Here is a 15,460-nt window from a genome sequence, read left to right on the forward strand (position 1 = left end):
CTAGCGCGGCCGGCAAAGGTCCGTCAAGGCGCTGCGGGCCTCGGGGAACATGAAGCCGAAGCCCGACTGCAGCAGCCGCGCCGGCACCACGCGCTGGCCTTCGAGCAGCAGGTCGGCCTGCTCGCCGAGCAGCAGCTTGACGGGCGCGGCCGGCGTCGGCATCCAGCAGGGCCGGTGCAGCACGCTCGCGGCGACGCGGGTGAATTCTTCCTGGCTCAGGGCGCCGGGCGCGGTGAAGTTGAACGCCTGCGCGGCCGCAGGTGCCGCGGCGTTTTCGGTCAGGGTCCACACGTGCGCCATCGCGCGGATCAGGTCGTGCACATGCACCCACGACAGCCACTGCCGCCCGCTGCCCAGCCGCCCGCCCATGCCCAGCGAGATCGGCAGCAGCAGCTGCGGCAACGAGCCCTGGTGGCCCAGCACGAAGCCGAAGCGCATGCAGGCCACGTGCACGCCGTGCGCCACCGCCGCTTGCGCCGCCTGCTCCCAGCGCTGGCACAGCTGCGACATGAAGATCGGCTGCGGCGGCGCGTCTTCCGCGAGTTCGCGCACGTCGCCCTGCGGCTGCACGCCGTAGTAGCCGATGGCGGAGCCGGACAGCAGCAGCCATGGCTTGCGCGGCCGCGCCGCGATCCAGGCGACCAGCTGTTGCGTCAGCCCTTCGCGGCTTCGCAGCAGCTGCGCCCGGCGCCGCTCGCTCCAGCGCATGCCGAGGATGCGCGCACCCGCGAGGTTGATGACCACGTCGATGTCATCGGCCGCCGGCACCTGGTCGAGCGACTGCACGCAGCGCACCGCGCCGCCGAAGTTCCAGGCGGCCGATCGCGCGTCGCGCGTCCACACCGTCACGGCATGGCCGTCGGCCACCAGGTGGCGCACGAGCAGCTGGCCGATGAAGCCCGTGCCGCCCGTCACCAGCACGCGCTGCGGCTTCGATCCGAAGCGCACCGGCGTCTGGGCATCGCGCGCCTGCTCCTGCGCGCCGCGCCTGGAGAGAGCGCGCGCCGCGAAGGCATCGCGCAGGCCCGACAGGCCCACACCCACGCCGCACAGCGCCAGGAACGCGCCGAGCCAGCCCTGCGGCTGCCACACCATCGCGGTCGGCTGCGCGGCCCAGTCCGTCGCGCTCATCGCCAGCAGCGCGATGAAGGCGCCCGCGTTGATGGCCAGCACCGTGTGCGTCACGCGCTCGGTGGGCGGCAGCAGGCGGCTGCGGTCTTCGACCACGAAGTCCCACAGCGTGAGCACGATCTCGACGCCGAACACCGCGAGCAGCACCCACGCCCATGCGCCGTGCCAGGCCCAGGACGACAGCCCGATGAAGAGCGCGCAGTAGATCGACGAGCGCGTCGCGTGAATCGCCAGCTCGCGCCCGGCCGTGCCGCGCCGCGGCAGCGCCTCGGTGCCCTCGTGGTGGTAGAGCGTGTCGAAGGCGCCGAGCGCGCCTTGCGCGGCCATGAGCTGCAGCGCGAGCAGGTGCGTGTCGATCATGCGGGCACCGCCTTGGGCTCGGGAATCTCCTCGAACACGCCGACCTGGGTGAAGGTCGTGCCCATCAGGCAGTGGCGGATCTCGATGCGGATGTTGAAGCGCTCCGGTGTCTCGTTGTGGTGCCAGAGGAAAGTCTTGCCGGGCGTGAGCACGCCGGGCAGCGGAATGCGCCAGCCGAACACGTCCCAGAAATAGCCGTCGCTCTGGAAGTGCAGGCTGCCGTTCTCCACGCTCAGCACCAGCTTCATGCCCAGCCCCATGCCCACGTACTCCAGCACCTCGCCGCGCTCGCTCTCGCGCATGAAGCTGGTGAACTGGATCGGCTTGCGCCCGCGCAGGCGGTAGATGCGCTGCTTGTAGATGGCCGGGTCCCGCGGCTTGGCGTAGACCTGGATTTCCACGGGGAAGTCGGCGTCGCTGTAGGGAATGAGTGCGCCCTGGATCATCGGCTGCGTGATGTGGCCCAGCAGCTTGCCGAAGCGCGAGCAGCGCAGCTCGCTCAGCGAGCCCAGGTAGTGCAGCGCCTTGCCGGGCGACGGGTTCTTGTCGAAGCGGCGGCGGATGTCGGGATGCAGGCCCTGCCAGGCGCTGCCGAGGATCTTCTTGAAAAGCTCGCCTTCGGAAGGGCCGGACGACGAGCCCGAGGAAACACGCGCAGCTTGTGAATCGACCATCCGCCGATTCTGCCTCGACAGCCCCGCGAAAACGGGCGGCTTTCTCGGCATGGGACAATCCGGGTCGCATCCCCGTCTTCCCCGTCTTTCTTGGAACGGGCCCGTCCGGCCCTCAAGCACATGCGCGCTTTCACGCTCTCCGATTTCGATTTCGCCCTGCCGCCCGAGCTGGTGGCGCAACACCCGGCCCCCGAACGCACCTCCTCCCGCCTGCTCGACGGCACGGGGCCCGCGCCGGTCGACCGCATCTTCAGGAACCTGCCCTCGCTGCTGCGCCCGGGCGACCTGCTCGTCTTCAACGACACCCGCGTGGTGAAGGCCCGCCTCTTCGGCGAGAAGCCCACCGGCGGCAAGCTCGAACTGCTGGTCGAGCGCGTGCTGCAGGGCCAGGAAGTGGTGGCGCACATGAAGGTCAGCAAGAAGCCGACCGTGGGCACCACGCTGGAGATGGTCGGCGGCTTCCGCGCCACGCTGCTGGGCCGCTGGCCGGACGAGAACGGAGCGCTCTTCCGCTTCGCCTTCGAGAGCGACAGCGGCGAGAACCCCTACATGCTGATGGAGCGCTGCGGCCACGTGCCGCTGCCGCCCTACATCACCCACACCGATTCGGCCGAGGACGAGAGCCGCTACCAGACCGTGTTCGCGCGCGTGCCCGGCGCGGTGGCCGCGCCCACCGCCGCCCTGCACTTCGACGAAGGCCTGCTGGCCGAGCTGGAGGCCAACGGCGTGCAGCGCGCCAACGTCACGCTGCACGTGGGCGCCGGCACCTTCCAGCCGGTGAAGACCGAGAACATCTCGGAGCACACGATGCACGCCGAGCGCTACGAGGTGCCCGAGCCGACGCAACGCGCGATTGCCGAGTGCAAGGCCCGCGGCGGACGCATCGTGGCCGTGGGCACGACCACCGTGCGCACGCTCGAGTCGTGGGCCAAGAGCGGCGAGGCCGCGGGCGACACGCGCATCTTCATCACGCCGGGCTTCGCCTTCGAGCACGTCGACCTGCTGGTGACGAACTTCCACCTGCCCAAGAGCACGCTGATGATGCTGGTCTCGGCCTTCGCGGGCTACGAGCGGGTCATGGGGCTGTACGCCCATGCCATCGCGGAGCGCTATCGCTTCTTCAGCTATGGCGACGCCATGCTGCTGGAGCGAATAAAAGAGCCTGCCAAAGGATCAGAATAGAAGAATAGACCGCTCCCCTGCGAATACTTCGGCGCCTGAAGGCACCATCTGGCCAATCTGGCCCTGGAGAACAAGATGCTCACCCGTCTCAGAGTGACAGGATTCAAGAACTTACGCGACATCGACGTCCAGTTCGGTCTATTTACGTGCATTGCCGGCGCAAACGGCGTAGGCAAGTCAAACCTGTTTGATGCGATCACGTTCTTGAGCGATCTTGCTTCAATGCCCATCATCAAGGCCTGCAGCAATGTGCGTGGAACTCATGGCCGAGCTTCAGATTTCGCGTCGCTTTTCTTTCGGGACAAGGGCTCCGATGGATTACGAATGGAGTTCCTTGCCGAATTGATTATCCCCAACGAGGTGGTGGATGACTTCGACCGCAAGGCAAAGCCAACCGCGACCTTGGTCGAGTACTCACTGGTTCTTCGTCTGAATCCCGATCCAACTTCGGGCCCCTTCAAGGACCCGGTTTATATCGAGAAAGAAGAGTTGAGAGCCAAACCCTCGAGCACGGCTCAAAGATTTTTACAGTTCGAGGGAGGCAACGCACTTGCAAAGAACAAGAAGATCATCTTCGGCCCGGGACCTCGAACATCCCCCTTCATTGAAACCGACGACAAAGCTGCAGACATCGCGATTCTTTTGCGCGGAGACGGAGGGGGCAGAGGCAATCCCCAGACGATCTCGGCTCGCAGAAGTCCACAGACCGTCCTCTCGGGGGTTAATCTGTCGTCGCACCCGACAGCGTTGGCCACGCGCCGCGAAATGCAGTCTTGGCGCATGCTGCAGTTGGAGCCGACCGCGCTCCGCTCTCCTGACGACATCTTCGGCGAATCCACACTCTCTCCAACCGGCGAGCATCTGCCAAACACGCTCTTTCGACTTGGAAACTACGGCGACATCGCAAACCGGCTCGCTGACCTGATTCCAGGGGTGGAGGCCCTCGATGTCGATACCGACCAGACTCGACAGCAACGGACGTTGTCTGTCACGATGAGCGACAAGCATCCCTATTCAGCAAGCTCGCTATCTGACGGGACCTTGCGTTTTCTAGCACTCGCGGTTCTATCCAGCGACCCCGACGCAACCGGCTTGGTCTGCTTGGAAGAGCCGGAAAACGGCATTCATCCGCAACGAATTCCGGAAATGCTTCGGCTCGTTCGAGAACTCTCGGACGCAGATCTGTCCGCGCAGGAAATGGCCGGACTGCTTAACCTTCGACAAGTAATCATCAACACCCACTCCCCGCTGGTGGTGGCAGAGTTGCTTGACGATGAACTCTTGTTCGCTGAGACCATTCGGTTCAGGGCCCAGTCCTTTGCAAACTTCAAGCCGATCAACGGAACATGGAGAACCAAATCAACGGTGGGCTTGCCGCCAAGCGTCATCACGCGCGGTGAACTGCATGCCTATCTGTCCGGCAACCGGCTTCCCTCAAAGTCCAAGGGCGCGAAGCTAGTCACGGATCACCTGCCCGAAACCGCGGATCTGTTTCAGACTTCCTGAGGAAAGTCACGCATCCTTGATGAAAACTCTTACCGCTACCTTGGTTGCTGACGGAACGTCTGATCGCACACTTCTCCCCATCATTCAGTTCTTACTGGATGAATGGAGTCCAGTACCACACCGCACATTGTTTGCGGAAGGTCTTCACATAGGCTCTCTCACTACGCGTTTGCCTCGGGCGTTGCAGCTTTATCCGTGTGACCTCCTCTTCATCCATCGGGATGCTGAAGCTGCTCCCGCCAAAGATCGACAACAGGAAATCGCGGCAGCGACGGCACAACTTGCGAACCCACCCACACACGTCTGCTTGATCCCGATTCGCATGACTGAAAGTTGGCTGCTGCTTGACCAACAAGCTATACGAACTGCTGCGGGCAATCCAAAAGGCACAACCCCACTGGATCTTCCCCCGATCAAGTCGATCGAGAGACTCGCGGATCCCAAAGCCCGACTCTTTGAGGCCCTCAACGCCGCGACAGACTGCACCGGCAGGCGAAAGCGACAGTTCAAACCTGAAGCGGCACGACACCGAGTTGCCGAACTAATGAGTCTTCCAACCCTTCGGCAACTGCCTTCCTTTGAGAACTCAGAAACGCAAGTGAAACAGTTTTTCGAAACCTATGAATAGCAGTTTGAACTTCGAACTCCTCAAGACCGACCCCGACAGCCACGCGCGCCGCGCCACGCTCACGCTCAACCACGGCAAGGTGCAGACGCCGATCTTCATGCCCGTGGGCACCTACGGCACGGTCAAGGGCGTGATGCCGCGCAGCCTGGAAGAGATGGGCGCGCAGATCATCCTGGGCAACACCTTCCACCTGTGGATGCGCCCGGGCCTCGACGTGATGGCCGGCTTCGGCGGGCTGCACCAGTTCGAGAAGTGGGACAAGCCCATCCTCACCGACTCGGGCGGCTTCCAGGTGTGGTCGCTGGGCGCGATGCGCAAGATCAGCGAGGAAGGCGTGAAGTTCGCGTCGCCCGTCAACGGCGACAAGCTGTTCCTCACGCCCGAGGTCTCGATGCAGATCCAGACCATCCTCAACAGCGACATCGTGATGCAGTTCGACGAGTGCACGCCCTACGACACCAAGGGCCACATCACGACCGAGCCCGAGGCGCGCGTCTCGATGGAGCTGAGCCTGCGCTGGGCCAAGCGCTGCCAGGCCGAGTTCTCGCGCCTGCAGAACCCGAACGCGCTCTTCGGCATCGTGCAGGGCGGCATGTTCGAAAACCTGCGCGAGGAGTCGCTCGCCGCGCTGGTCGACATGGACTTTCCCGGCTACGCCATCGGCGGCGTGAGCGTGGGCGAGCCCAAGGAAGAGATGCTGCACATCATGGGCCACACGCCGCACCGGCTGCCCGCGAACAAGCCGCGCTACCTGATGGGCGTGGGCACGCCCGAGGACCTGGTGCAGGGCGTGGCCGACGGCGTGGACATGTTCGACTGCGTGATGCCCACGCGCAACGCGCGCAACGGCACGCTCTTCACCCGCTTCGGCGACCTGAAGATGCGCAACGCGCGCCACAAGAGCGACCCGCAGCCCATCGACCCGAGCTGCACCTGCCATGCCTGCGCAGGCACCTCGGGCGTGAGCTGGAACGACGGCGGCCGCGAAGGCTTCAGCCGCGCCTACCTGCATCACCTCGACCGCTGCGGCGAGATGCTGGGGCCGATGCTCACCACCATCCACAACCTGCACTACTACCTGAACCTGATGCGCGAGATCCGCGAGGCGCTGGACGCGGGCACGTTCACGGAATTCCGCGCGCGCTTCAAGTCGGACCGGGCGCGCGGGGTCTGAGGCTTCGCCTCACTTCAGCGGCTGGATCGGCAGCGGCGTGGCGTAGGGCTCGATGCGCAGCGCATCGTTCCTGAACACCACGATCTGCCTGAGCGGCGCCTGCACCAGCGCGCCGCCCGCGTCCTTGCTGGAGGCGTACTGCCACAGCGTGAGCTGGCCCTTGGCGGCGAGCTGCGCCGCCAGCCGCTCCACCGCGGGGCCCGAGCCGGCGCCGAGCATCGCGGCGTCGGCGCCGACGATCACCTCGTCGCGCGACGAGACCACCTTGAAGAGTTGAACGCCCGGCGCGGACGCCTGCGCCCGCACGGAGCGCACCGCCAGCGCGGCGGGAACGAGCATCGCGAACGCGACGAGGGTGCGGCGGCGGGGAAGTGTCTTCGTCTTCATGGGAGCAAGCGTAGCCACGCACATGCGCGCCGCCCATTCGCCGGAAGCCATACACCGATACACCGGCCGGCCGCTATCCGCTACGCTTGCCGTCCGTCTCCAACGCCGTTGCCGCATCCCCATGACCGACGCATCACAACTTTCGCCCTACACCGCCCGCTATCCCTCGCTGGCCGGACGCACCGTGTTCATCTCCGGCGGCGCCAGCGGCATCGGCGAAGCGCTGGTGCGGGCCTTCCATGCGCAGGGCGCGAAGGTGGGGTTCTGTGACCTCGACACGGCCGCCGGCAACGCGCTCGCGGCGCAGTTGCAGGGCGAGCACCCGGCGCTCTTCCTGCCCTGCGACGTGACCGACACGGCCGCGCTCGCCGCCACCATCGACGCGGTGCGCCAGCGCTTCGGACCGGTTTCCGTGCTGCTGAACAACGCGGCCAACGACCGCCGCCACGAGATGGCCGACGTGACCGACGAGGACTTCGACCGCCTCGTGGCCGTCAACTTCAAGCACCAGTTCTTCGCCGCGCAGGCGGTGGCCGACGACATGCGCGCGCTGGGCGGCGGCTCGATCATCAACTTCGGCTCGATCAGCTGGATGATCAAGGGCAAGGGCTACCCGGTGTACCAGGCCTGCAAGGCCGCGGCGCGCGGCCTCACGCGCTCGCTGGCGCGCGACCTGGGCAAGCAGAACATCCGCGTGAACTCGATCGTGCCGGGCTGGGTGATGACCGAGCGGCAGATCAAGCTGTGGGTGAAGCCCGAGTCGGCAGCCGAGATCGATGCGGCGCAGTGCCTGCCGGGGCGCGTGATGGCGGAGGACATCGCGGCTATGGCGCTCTTCCTCGCAGCCGACGATTCGCGCATGTGTACCGCGCAGGACTACGTGGTGGACGCGGGCTGGACCTGAAAAAAAAGCCTCGCGCATCGCGCGGGGCTTTTCCCTTTCGAGAACACCGCGGAACCGGCTTTGCCGGGCCGCCGGTGTTGCCCCCTGCAAGGGGGTTGGCGCAGCGACACGAAGTGCGCGCAGCCCTGGGGGTGTGCTCAATCAGTCCCGAAGTTCCGCCGGAACCGTACCGCCGTTGGCGGCCAGCTTGGTCATGACCTGGCGATGCAGCCAGATGTTCATCTTGGCGCTGTCGCTGGTGTCTTCACCGTAGCTCAGCTCGGCGGCCAGCTGCTTGCGGGCTTCGAGGCTGCTGTCCAGGCCCAGCAGCTTCATCAGGTCGACGATGGAGGTGCGCCAGTTCAGGTTCTTCGAGCCCGGCATGGCGTCGAGCACGGCGGCCACGTCGCCCAGCGGAATGGCGGGCGGCGGCGCGGCCACGGCGGGCGCTGGTGCATCGGCTGGCGCCGCGGGGGCAGGCGCCGGGGCCTCGGCGGCTTTGGCGCCCGGGAAGATCTTGGAAAGGATGCTGCCAAAAATGCTCATGCTTGTGCTCCGTCGAAGGGGTTGGCTGGAAGTCTGCGGCAACATTTGTGTCGCAGCCGGCGGGTTGTAGCACGACCGTACGGCATGTCCGCTACACGACGTGTCGAAGCTTCCGCCGGCCGTGACCGAATTCGCAGACTACGCCTCGGCCGTGCCCGTCCCCAGAGGCGGCAGCACGCGCGGCGCGGCCGAGGTGCCGCACGCGTGGCAGAACTTCGAGAACGCGCTCTTGCGGGTTTCGCAGTTGCCGCAGTGGTCGAAAAGGCCGATGCCGCAGTGCGGGCAGAAGTCGATCTCGTTGTTCTTCAGGTCCACCGGCCGCTCGCAGCCCGGGCACACGCTCTTGGCCAGGCGCGCGAGCGCGGTGTCGTAGCTCAGTTCCTCGCGGCGCACCTGGTCGGGCTGCTGCTCGGCCAGCTTCTGGCGCGCGAGGTAGCGGTTGAGCGCGACGATGGCGTAGCGCCCCACCAGCACCGTGAGCAGGATGCCCACCACGTAGCGCACGTAGCCGCCGTAGCTCGGCAGGTAGGGCACCAGCTCGACGAAGAAGGCGAACAGCGCGAAGAAGATGAAGCCCCACACGAAGGGCCAATAAGTGCTCTTGCGCTTCTTCACGAAGAGCCATCCCGCCACCACCAGCAGCGGCAGCGTGAGCGCCAGCCGGTAGGCGAACACGCGCAGCTCCACGCGGCGGTACTCGGCGTCCAGCTTGATCTGCGCATCGCGCTCCAGCTCCGACAGCGCCATGCGCGCGCGCTGCTCGCCCTGGCGCGCATCGAGCGTGATCTTCTGCTGCGCGTTGACCTTGCGCTGCAGCTCCTCTTCCTTCTGCTTGAAGGCGTCCAGCGCCTTGGTGCGCGCGATGAGCTCGGTGTCCTGGTCGGGCAGCGCGGTGGCGCGCCGCGTGGAGAGCCAGTTGGCAAAGGTCTCGCGCGCATTGCGGCTGGCCTGCTGCGCGGCGTTGAGCTGCAGCTGGATCTGGTCGAGCTCGCGCGCAGCTTCCAGCTCGGCGGCTTCCGATGCCTTGATGGTGGCGCGCAGCGGCTCGGCCCTGGGCTTGTCGATGAAGTCGTCGATGCCGCGCACGCGCTCGACCTGCGGCAGGTCGCTCACCACGGTGCTGCCGAGTCCGATGAGGAAGCTCGCGAACACCAGCGCCACCAGCCAGAGGCCGCGGCGGAACCATTTCTCGGAAAGTCTCAAAGACTTGCTCATGTTGTTTTCTCCTCGTTCTTTCTCACTGAAGCTTCAGCGTCACCGGCGCCGCGCTCAGACCGGCGCGCGGCATCCAGGCGAATACCGAATCGACCGTCACCGTCTCGATGCGGTCTGAAAAGCGCTTGTCGTTCGGATGATCGTCGAAAGCCACGTTGGCCGAGCCCACGCGCCCGCCCAGCCGCGTGAGCGGGCCCAGCTTCAGCGTGGTGGGCTCGTAGCCCTTGAACTGCATCCACGCCTGCGCCTGCGCGCGGTTGGCGATGGTGGCTGGTTCCATGGCGGCAGCGAGCGTTTCCATGGCCCACTGGTTCGACTGCTGGTACTTGCGGCCCCACACGTAGCTCACGATGCTGTAGGGCTCGGTGTGCAGCCGCACGATGCGCGCGGGCGATTCGTTCAGCGCGGCCAGCAGCCACGCCTGCACCTCGGGCGTGGGCACCACCCAGGCGGCCTCGTAGCGCCAAGGGTCGTCGAGGAAGAACTCGCCGAGCCCCTGGCGGTAGACCTCGGCGATGGCGGTGCCGCACTGGTTGAGCTTGTGCACCACGCGCCACGGGCCGGCCTCGGTCTTGTAGGCGAAGCCGAGATGCGAATAGCGCAGGCCGTACTTGCTCAGGTCCTGCCCGGCGCGTGCCAGGAGCACCACGCGCGCGCCGCTGGCGTCGAGCGCCTGCGAGGTGCGCTCGGCCATCCGCATGCCCTTGACGATCACGTCGGGCGTGGGCCTGACCTGTTCGCAGGAGCGGCCGGCCTGCGCCTGCATGGGCAACAAGGCCGCCGCGACCGCAAGCGCTAGTGCGAGCAGCGGCGCCAGCGCGCGGTTCACGACAACCTCTCGTTGTGGAGCAGCGCGCGGCCGATGGCGTTGGGCACGAAGGCCAGCACCTCGCCGGCGGCCGACAGCACCACGCCCGAGCCGATCACGGTCACGAGGACGCTGGTGCCCACCGCCTTCGCCGTGCCTTCGGCCACCCGGCCCGAGACCTTGATGCTGGCGCGCGCGCCGTCGGAGGCGCGTTCGAGCACGTACACCGTGCCGTCCACCGAGGCTTCGACCGCGACCACGGCCAGTGTCGAGCCGCCCACCGACAGCGCGGCGGGCAGCGCGACCGCCGTGGTGGCCGAGGCCCCGACGGCGGAGCCCGCGACCACCACCGACGCCACCGGCATCAGCGAGAGGGCGAGCGAGGCGTCGCTCTGGGCCTGGGCCTGCATGGGAACCGCGACACCGGCGAAGACAGTGCTGGCGGCGACGAGGGCGGCGGCAATCGACTTCCTGATCATGATGAGTCTCCGTTCTTGAGGTGCGTGGGTCATTCGGCGGCAGCGGTTGCGGCTGCAGCGGCGGCTTCGGCGCGCGCCATGCGGCGGCCCTGCAGGCGGGCTTCGGCCAGGTCGGCCTCGTGGCGGTCGCGCAGCGTCTTGGCCAGCGTGAAGGCCGAGCTGATGAGGAACAGCCAGCTCACGCCCAGGAAGGCCTTGTAGGCTTCGTTGATGTCCATGCGCACGAGGCCCCAGCCGGTCAGGCCCATCGCGACGAAGAAGCTGCCCCAGACGACCAGCTTCCACATCGGCACGTCGCGGCTTGCTTCGGCGCCCCGCTCGGCGGCCTGCTGGCTGTCGCGCACGAACTTCGAAAGCATGAAGGCGGTGCTCAGGCAGAAGACGTAGCCCATCACCATGAACGCCCGGTCCAGCGCCTCGCCCGGCAGCCAGCTCAGGCCGGTCGCGCACAGGAAGACGGCGATCGCGAACGATGCCCAGGCCTGGAACTGCCAGGCCCGCGTGTCGCGCTGGATGAAGACGGTCGTGGTGGATGAGAGGGGTTGCATGTGTGCCTCGCGGCGTAGTGAAGGTGAGCGAATGATGGTTCGCTCCCGCACCGCGAGGCTTGAATGCTTGCACCAGTTGCGGTTTCCGGCTCCGCCGGTATCCGCAATCGATACTTTTGGGGGTGTTTCAGGCGGCCAGCAGGGCGCTCACGCGCTGGCGCAGCGCGTCCGGCTGCACCTCGGCCGGCGGCACGGGGGCGCCGACGTTCAGGCCCACGCGGCTGAAGAAGCCGCGGCGGAAGGGCTTGGCCATGGCCACGCGCTCGCCGCCGCGCAGCTCGATGCGGCTGAAGTACGAGCCCCAGAGGTTGGTGAGCGCCATCGGGATCACCGGCGGCTCGATGCCCTGGGCGCGCGCGCCCTCGAGGATCTTCATCACGCCGCCCTTGAAGGGCTGCAGCTCGCCGTCGCGCGTGATCGCACCTTCGGGGAAGATGGCGAGCAGGTCGCCCTCGCGCAGCACCTCCTGCGCCTTCGCGAAGGCGGCTTCGTAGGCCGCCGGGTCGTCCTTCTGCGGCGCAATCGGGATCGCCTTGGCCAGCTTGAACAGCCAGCCCAGCACCGGCACCTTGAAAATGCGGTGGTCCATGATGAAGCGGATCGGCCGCGGGCTCGCCGCCATCAGCAGCACCGCGTCGATGAAGCTCACGTGGTTGCACACCAGCACGGCCGCGCCCTCGGTGGGAATGTGCGTCTCGCCCTTGATGTCGAAGCGGTAGACGAAGCGCGACAGCACCCACGCCACGAAGCGCAGCAGGTACTCGGGCACCAGCATGAAGATGTAGAACGCCACCACCGCGTTGGCGATGCCGGTGAACAAAAAGATCTGCGGAATGGTGAAGCCCGCGCCCAGCAGCGCGCCCGCGATGACCGAGCTGCCGATCATGAAGAGCGCGTTGAGGATGTTGTTCGCCGCGATGATGCGCGCGCGGTGCGTGGGCTGGCTGCGCAGCTGGATCAGCGCGTACATCGGCACGCTGTAGAGCCCCGCGAACAGCGACAGCAGCGCGAGGTCGGCCATCACGCGCCAGTGCGCGGGCTGGTGCACGAAGGCGCCGATGCCCATTTCCGCCACCTTGGGCAGGCCGCGCGAGGCAAAGTACAGGTCGATCGCGAACACGCTCATGCCGATGGCGCCCAGCGGCACCAGCCCGATCTCCACCTGTCGGCGGCTGAGCGTCTCGCACAGCAGCGAGCCGACGCCGATACCCACCGAGAACACCACCAGCAGCAGCGAGGCCACCTGCTCGTCGCCGTGCAGCACTTCCTTGGCGAAGCTCGGGAACTGGCTCAGGAACACCGCGCCGAAGAACCACATCCACGAGATGCCCAGCAGCGAGCGGAACACCACCACGTTCTGGTTCGCGAGCTTGAGGTTGCGCCAGGTCTCGCTGACGGGGTTCCAGTTGATGACCAGCCCCGGGTCGGTGGCGGGCGCGCGCGGAATGGCCTGCGCCACGCCCCGGCCGACCAGCGCCAGCAGCACGCAGCCCACGGCCACGCTCGTGTGGCCGACGTTCGGCAGGGCCACCAGCAGCCCGCCGGCGACCTGCCCGAGCAGGATGGCGACGAAGGTGCCCATCTCGACCATGCCGTTGCCGCCGGTGAGCTCGCGCGCGTCGAGCACCTGCGGCAGGTAGGCGAACTTGACCGGGCCGAAGAGCGTGGAGTGCAGCCCCATCAGGAACACGCAGGCCAGCAGCACCACCGCGTTGGCCGTGACGAAGCCCCAGGCGGCGATCAGCATGATCACGATCTCGAGGTCCTTGACGAAGCGGATCATCTTCGTCTTGTCGAACTTGTCGGTGAGCTGGCCGGAGGTGGCCGAGAACAGCAGGAAGGGCAGGATGAAGAGCGCGCCGATCACCAGGCCCGCCATCGAAGGCGGCATCCAGCTCAGCTGGAGCTGGTAGGTCACCATCACGGTGAAGGCGAACTTGAAGAGGTTGTCGTTCGCGGCACCCGCGAACTGGGTCCAGAAGAAGGGCGCGAAGCGCCGCTGCCCAAGGAGCGCGAACTGGTTGGCGTGGGCGTTCTCCTCGTGAGCCACGGGCGTGGCCGGGGCTGCGGCGGCGGGATTTGTCATTCGAAGAGTGCTCCTCATGCGGCCACGGCGGCGGCGCCCGGATTGTGCCGCAGCGCGGCTTCCCAGCGCATCTCCAGCTTGCGCAGCGCGAACACCACGGGCAGCCCGGCGAGCGAGGCCGTCAGGTGCTTGAGCGTGTGGCCCGACACCGTGTGCTGCGTGAATTCGTAGATCTGGTGATCGGCCATCTCGAAGCCCTTGGCCAGCACGTAGAAGAAGATCACCCAGCCCAGCTTCAGCCCCACCGACTTGCGCATCGGCGTGGCCAGCGCCAGCGTCAGCACCAGCGCCATGCCGCCGAACTGCACCAGCGCCCAGGGCATGACGTTGCCCGTCTCCTGGAACACCTCGGCCGACAGCAGCCCCGCCGTCAGCACGAACCAGGCGGCGGGCCAGCCGGCGCGCTGGCTCACCCGTTCGCAGACCGCCACGCCGATCAGCCCGGCGAAAGCCACCGCCATGCCGGCGCGGTCCGCCGCGAGCCGGGGGCCGTCGGGCATGAGGTGGTAGAAGGCCGAACCGGCGGCGGCGGCGATCAGGCCGGCGAAGAAGAGCCATGCGCAGTCGAGCGTGTTGTCCGGCGGATCGCTGGCCGGCGGGGCCAGCGGGAACTGCGACAGCGCCTCCTGGTGCGAGCGGTCGATGCGGTTGAGCCGGTACAGGCCCCACAGGCCGATCACCACGAAGGGGATGTTGCTCAGCACGTCCATGGCGTTCGGCAGCCCATGCCAGCCGCGGTTGTCGGCGAACACCGAGGCGATGGCCACGTCGGCGGCCGGCAGCTCGGGGCCGAAGAAGGCGATCAGCGCGAGCAGCGCGAAGGTGAAAAGCAACCCGCGTTCGCGGCGGCTGAGGGAGGGCAGAAGCATGGCGGTCCTCGGTGGTGGTCTGAACTGGGGCGGAATTTAGGGTCCGCACCCCTCCAGAGGCATCGAGAATCGATACGAGGTACTAATTCACACCCGGTGGTATCTCCACTTGATACTTGCCGACGCCCGTGTACGCTTCCGGCCCATGAGTACCACCGTCGATCTCGTCCAAGCCCTCAAGAACGAACTCAAGAACGCCCGCATGACCTACGCCGACCTGGCGCGGTCGCTCGACATGGCCGAATCCAGCGTCAAGCGCATGCTGGCCAAGAGCGACATGCCGCTGTCGCGCGTGGACGCCATCTGCCGGGCGCTGAAGATCGATTTCGCCGAGCTGGCGCGCCGCGTGGCCGACGCCCAGCCGCTGCTGAAGGAGCTGACGCACGAGCAGGAAAAGGCCGTGGTCAAGGACAAGAAGCTGCTGCTGGTGGCCATCAGCGTGCTGAGCCAGTGGACGCTGGAGCAGATCGTGGCGGCCTACCGCGTGAGCGAGGCCGAGTGCATCGGCTTCCTGGCCCAGCTCGACCGCATCGGCATCATCGAGTTGCGCCCGCTCAACCGGTATCGCCTGAAGCTCGCCAAGACCTTCCGCTGGCGCCCGCACGGCCCGGTGATGGAGTTCTTCCGCGAGAACGTGGTGCTCGACTACTACAAGGGCGGCTTCGACGGCCCTGCCGAGGGCCTGCTGCTGGTGCACGGCCAGATCAGCCGCTCGCTCGCGCCCGCCTTCCTGGAACGCCTGCAGCGCGTGGCGCAGGACTTCGCCCAGCAGCACCAGACCGACCAGAAACTGGCCGCCAAGGACCGCGAGGGCTACACGCTGCTGCTGGGGATGCGGAACTGGGAGTTCGAGGCTTTCACAAGGCTTCGTAGAGCCTGACGCTCAATCCAGGAACACCGAGGAACCGGCTTTGCCGGGCCTCTGGTGTTGCCGCCGGTAGGGGGAAAGCGCGCAACACGAAGTGCACGCAGCCTAGGAGCGAG

General features: G+C 66.8%; 16 protein-coding genes. 6 read left to right on the plus strand and 10 right to left on the minus strand.

The window, feature by feature from the left end; all coding sequences use genetic code 11:
• Positions 1–1,491: a TIGR01777 family oxidoreductase gene (locus tag FHT32_RS13700; protein WP_176665167.1), complete on the minus strand. Its 1,491-nt coding sequence runs from the start codon at positions 1,489–1,491 to the stop codon at positions 1–3.
• Complete coding sequence (locus FHT32_RS13705; RefSeq protein WP_176665168.1) at positions 1,488–2,165, minus strand: DUF4166 domain-containing protein; 678 nt, start codon at positions 2,163–2,165, stop codon at positions 1,488–1,490. The genes FHT32_RS13700 and FHT32_RS13705 overlap by 4 nt, the downstream gene beginning before the upstream one ends.
• Before the next feature lie 120 nt (positions 2,166–2,285).
• Between FHT32_RS13705 and queA the strand changes: the two genes are divergently transcribed.
• The 4 genes from queA (at position 2,286) to tgt (ending at position 6,655) form a co-directional block, all read left to right on the plus strand.
• A complete protein-coding gene (gene queA, locus FHT32_RS13710) occupies positions 2,286–3,347 on the plus strand; it encodes a tRNA preQ1(34) S-adenosylmethionine ribosyltransferase-isomerase QueA (RefSeq protein WP_176665169.1) in 1,062 nt (353 codons plus the stop codon).
• Between the two features lie 75 nt (positions 3,348–3,422).
• Positions 3,423–4,853, plus strand: coding sequence for an AAA family ATPase (locus FHT32_RS13715; RefSeq protein WP_176665170.1), 1,431 nt, complete (start codon positions 3,423–3,425; stop codon positions 4,851–4,853).
• A 19-nt stretch (positions 4,854–4,872) separates the two neighbouring features.
• On the plus strand, positions 4,873–5,481 hold the full coding sequence (locus tag FHT32_RS13720) for a DUF4276 family protein (RefSeq protein ID WP_176665171.1): 609 nt from the start codon (positions 4,873–4,875) through the stop codon (positions 5,479–5,481).
• A complete protein-coding gene (gene tgt / locus FHT32_RS13725) occupies positions 5,474–6,655 on the plus strand; it encodes a tRNA guanosine(34) transglycosylase Tgt (RefSeq protein ID WP_176665172.1) in 1,182 nt (393 codons plus the stop codon). Before FHT32_RS13720 ends, tgt begins: the two co-directional genes overlap by 8 nt.
• 9 nt (positions 6,656–6,664) lie before the next feature.
• Here tgt and FHT32_RS13730 read toward each other — a convergent pair whose 3' ends face one another.
• A complete protein-coding gene (locus tag FHT32_RS13730) occupies positions 6,665–7,042 on the minus strand; it encodes a hypothetical protein (protein ID WP_218088219.1) in 378 nt (125 codons plus the stop codon).
• Between the two features lie 121 nt (positions 7,043–7,163).
• Between FHT32_RS13730 and FHT32_RS13735 the strand changes: the two genes are divergently transcribed.
• The gene (locus FHT32_RS13735) at positions 7,164–7,946 is read left to right on the plus strand and encodes an SDR family NAD(P)-dependent oxidoreductase (RefSeq protein WP_176665173.1); all 783 of its coding nucleotides are present in this window, start codon (positions 7,164–7,166) and stop codon (positions 7,944–7,946) included.
• 141 nt (positions 7,947–8,087) lie between these two features.
• On the opposite strand, the gene FHT32_RS13740 is transcribed toward FHT32_RS13735, so the two are convergent.
• From FHT32_RS13740 to FHT32_RS13770, 7 genes are all read right to left on the minus strand, one after another.
• A complete protein-coding gene (locus FHT32_RS13740) occupies positions 8,088–8,471 on the minus strand; it encodes a DUF3597 domain-containing protein (RefSeq protein ID WP_019653942.1) in 384 nt (127 codons plus the stop codon).
• Between the two features lie 138 nt (positions 8,472–8,609).
• Positions 8,610–9,686 carry a zinc ribbon domain-containing protein gene (locus FHT32_RS13745; RefSeq protein WP_176665174.1) on the minus strand — a complete coding sequence of 359 codons (1,077 nt, stop codon included), beginning with the start codon at positions 9,684–9,686 and terminating at the stop codon, positions 8,610–8,612.
• A gap of 22 nt (positions 9,687–9,708) precedes the next feature.
• Positions 9,709–10,515, minus strand: a complete 807-nt coding sequence (locus FHT32_RS13750) for a DUF2145 domain-containing protein (RefSeq protein ID WP_176665175.1) — start codon at positions 10,513–10,515, stop codon at positions 9,709–9,711.
• Positions 10,512–10,973: a hypothetical protein gene (locus tag FHT32_RS13755; RefSeq protein WP_176665176.1), complete on the minus strand. Its 462-nt coding sequence runs from the start codon at positions 10,971–10,973 to the stop codon at positions 10,512–10,514. Before FHT32_RS13755 ends, FHT32_RS13750 begins: the two co-directional genes overlap by 4 nt.
• Positions 10,974–11,002: 29 nt before the next feature.
• Positions 11,003–11,521 (minus strand): YiaA/YiaB family inner membrane protein, encoded by a 519-nt coding sequence (locus FHT32_RS13760; RefSeq protein ID WP_176665177.1) that lies wholly within the window; start codon positions 11,519–11,521, stop codon positions 11,003–11,005.
• 127 nt (positions 11,522–11,648) lie between these two features.
• The gene (locus FHT32_RS13765; RefSeq protein ID WP_176665178.1) at positions 11,649–13,607 is read right to left on the minus strand and encodes an MFS transporter; all 1,959 of its coding nucleotides are present in this window, start codon (positions 13,605–13,607) and stop codon (positions 11,649–11,651) included.
• 14 nt (positions 13,608–13,621) lie between these two features.
• Complete coding sequence (locus FHT32_RS13770; protein WP_176665179.1) at positions 13,622–14,476, minus strand: hypothetical protein; 855 nt, start codon at positions 14,474–14,476, stop codon at positions 13,622–13,624.
• Positions 14,477–14,621: 145 nt separating this feature from the next.
• Here FHT32_RS13770 and FHT32_RS13775 point away from each other — a divergent pair, with 145 nt between their 5' ends.
• Positions 14,622–15,356 carry a helix-turn-helix transcriptional regulator gene (locus FHT32_RS13775; RefSeq protein WP_019653935.1) on the plus strand — a complete coding sequence of 245 codons (735 nt, stop codon included), beginning with the start codon at positions 14,622–14,624 and terminating at the stop codon, positions 15,354–15,356.
• Positions 15,357–15,460: the final 104 nt, after the last annotated feature.

This window comes from Variovorax sp. SG517, from assembly GCF_013376045.1.
In the GTDB taxonomy this organism is placed as follows: Bacteria; Pseudomonadota; Gammaproteobacteria; order Burkholderiales; family Burkholderiaceae_C; genus Variovorax.